Annotated in this window: 1 pseudogene; it reads right to left on the bottom strand. The window is 39.0% G+C overall.

The window, feature by feature from the left end:
- Positions 1-885: 885 nt before the first annotated feature.
- Positions 886-997: pseudogene (locus tag ACFINC_RS09855) on the bottom strand (Trm112 family protein); the annotation flags it as partial.

Below are 997 nucleotides of genomic sequence, written 5' to 3'. Positions count from 1 at the left end.
CTTGCTTTTAGTGCTGAGAGCACTTGGACATAACAAGAGCCCCCGGAAATTCCGGGATATCCGCAAAAGCGGGCTAATCTTTATGCTCGGTTTCGGGCTTCCAGGCCCTATTTGATCGTCGCGTACACGACCAAAAACACAAGTTCTATTCATAAGAGAATTATTTTCAATCGTCAATCGAAATTCAAATTGCTTATTCCAAGCAAATAAAGCGCATTTTTAAACCTATGGAAATGTCATGAAAATATGGATGTTCAGTTTGTACTTATGTTTCCACTGGTCGCGAGCGCCTTCGCATTGGTATCCGGGGTCTGGAAGTGCTGACTCAAAACAGCCTCTTGCTTTTAGTGCTGAGAGCACTTGGACATAACAAGAATCCCCGGAACTCAGAGATGTCTGCAAAGCGGGTTCATTTTATACTCAGTTTTAGGGCTTCCAAGCCCTATTAATTGTCGCGTATATGACCAAAAACACAAGCTTTATTCATAAGGCACTTGCTTTTAATCGTCAACCAGAGCGACAGAACTTGTTTTGGTTGCTTTTTACAAAATTTACATGCAACTGTTGCAATGCCTCCTTTTATTTTGATGGGATTTTGGATAATTTCTTGGTGATTATTATGGGGGATATTTTAAATTGTAACTCTATGACTTTTATCCATTATCCATCTCTTTTGTATAGAAACGGAAGCTTGTTTTCGGCTTGCAAAAGCAAAAAGACTTTTTAGCGTAACGATAATATTGGGTGTTGGTAAAGAGAGAATGTTGGTCCTGGCGTGGCATGGATCAGTTTTTTTAAAGATTGCATGAGCACAAGAGAATTTTTCATAAAGCAGTGATTGCTAATAGCTTGTTCCAGAAAAAATGAACAAAGATTTCTTATTTTTTATTGCGTTATTTTTTCATCGTTTTGCAAAGGGCGTGCTTCTGAAGCAAGCATAATGGGAATGCCATTACGAATAGGATAGGCGAGTTTGGCTTTGAGAGAAATAAGCTCT

The organism is Bartonella sp. AP58NXGY (assembly GCF_042195785.1).
GTDB lineage: Bacteria > Pseudomonadota > Alphaproteobacteria > Rhizobiales > Rhizobiaceae > Bartonella.
This window is presented reverse-complemented; position numbering and strand designations above follow the sequence as displayed.